At 38.6% G+C, this 2127-nt stretch carries 2 pseudogenes; both read right to left on the reverse strand.

The features are described 5' to 3' along the window. Window positions 1-110: 110 nt before the first annotated feature. Window positions 111-1043 (reverse strand): annotated as a pseudogene (locus WFH18_RS17275) (hypothetical protein); the annotation flags it as partial. Window positions 1044-1060: 17 nt separating this feature from the next. Continuing rightward, window positions 1061-1990 (reverse strand): annotated as a pseudogene (locus tag WFH18_RS17280) (hypothetical protein); the annotation flags it as partial. Window positions 1991-2127 lie beyond the last annotated feature (137 nt).

Consider the following 2127-nt stretch of genomic DNA (forward strand, 5'->3'; position numbering starts at 1 on the left):
ATCATTTTAAAGGCAAAGCTATAGTCACGTTGTGTACGTTTAACTCGTTGTTCTCGTTTATGTTCCATAAAATAAGTCTCTTAAGGTGTAAACTTATTTCAGGACGGGACAGGATTATCTAAATATAAAGCATGAATAAGTCCGAGATTTTGTTTAACGGTAATGTCTGTCTGTAGCCCGGTTAAGTAGCCTGTAATATCTTTATCTAATTTTAATGCTCCATCCAATAATTCTGCTTTTAATGGTCCTTTAAAATCAATACGACCTACTGTCCCTGTCCCTTTTAGTACAACTTCTTTCATTCTTGTTCCTGACACTATCGTAGCAGGAATAGTAAAAGGTGCTGTTGTAGAATTTAACTGGAAAGCATAATTGCTAGATGTGTAATGTAAATCCAGAGGTAATGGTTGACCTAATATAGTGCCTTTTACCGTGCCCTCAATATTCATTCCAGTTGCAGCATAATCCATGACACGAGGAGCGGTTGTTGCAACTCCTGATGAAGATTTTGTTTTCATATAACCACTGAAACTGTTAATACCATTTGGTGTAGCACTATTTTCTGTCCCCATTGTCAATAGACCTGAAATCTTTTCCGCACTTAAACGGAAACCTAAAACTTCACGTGTAGATGCCTGATTTGGATTTTTTATGGCAAATTGTACAAATGGATTAGTAATCAGAGCTGAAGTCGCGGCACGATCCGCGCCATTCGTAGGATTACCACTTAAGGCAATATGATCAATATCAATATCACAGCCGGTTGCACCATTAACACCGCCACACCCGAGTTGTAGCTTTTTTATATTGGTATTAATTTCCATCTCGGCTTCCAGGCCTAATTTATAAAATGAGATATTACTCTGGTCATAAGTAGCTCCTAGATTATCCATCTGGTTAAATCCAGACTGAACCTCCATTGACAATAAAGCCTGCCCATTGACTTCTGAGAGCTCTTGGTCTTCCAATGAGGTTAATGCAGATACCTGACCACTTAGGCCCATCATAGCTACCACTAGACTTTTTAATATTATTTTTTTCATTTTTCTCATCCTGATTTTTAACGTGGTGTGATTCCCATCGTGCTACGAATGGTTCCACCAGTCAGTGCAATACTTGCCATGTTTTGCATATTGCCATTGGTCGCCATGGCAAAATTGGTCTTAAATGGTGTTGCAATATTATTTTCATAATTGAGTTTGACCTGATTATCCAAAGTCACTGTATCTGCACTGACACGAACTTTTGCTTTGACACCCAAATGACCTTCCATCCGGTTAAAGTTAATTGACGAAGTTTTTAATACCCCGGCTGAATCAATATCTTCATTGGCGATACTAAAATAGCTTCCCAGATTATCTTTGTTGGCATTTTCTTCTGCGGTAAGGGGTCTAAACTCAAAGTTTGCATTAAATGACAGGAAGTTGGTATCTGGTGAACTGCTAGTTGGGTCTACACCAGGAATAATCAGAAGTTCACCATTTCCATCAAGTTTAAAAGCAATATTAGTCAGGACATCATCACGTTTAGAAAAATTATCGTGAGGCACATAGCCCCCGCATTTAGTGATCGATGCATTGGTACAATTATATTTAGATCCTGGTAATTGACCAATCGCAAGCTCAGCTTTGGCTCCAATCAGCAGCTTATCAGCGCGAATATAAATACCTTCATCTTTATAACTAATAATTCCTTCTGACTTGATCAAAGCATCGATATTCCTAAAACCAGCATAATAGTTAACAGCCTCACCATGCTCACCATTTTTACCATCAATCAATATAATCGAGGTTGTGCTTGGTAAACCGGTTTTCTTGTCAATTCCATAGCCTTCTGTAGATGCCATAATGTTATAAGCAATTGCTTGCTTATTGTCTGTTCCATAAGTCGTTCCAGACAACGCAACATTGGCATTTAAATTATAAATAGGAATACCGATTCCCCATGAACCACCATCGCCACCAATTTCTGTCAAAGAGTTATCTGATAGGCTTTGTTGCACAAAGATTTGAAATGCAAAGCGCCCCTAATTGAGCCAAATTTAAGGCGTAACTTGGGTAAGTGGTCGACCTAATTCCGTAAATCTGTTGAGGACTGCTACACGTGCATGAATTTCATTCACCTGAC

This window comes from Acinetobacter sp. USHLN143, assembly GCF_037145695.1.
In the GTDB taxonomy this organism is placed as follows: Bacteria; Pseudomonadota; Gammaproteobacteria; order Pseudomonadales; family Moraxellaceae; genus Acinetobacter; species Acinetobacter fasciculus.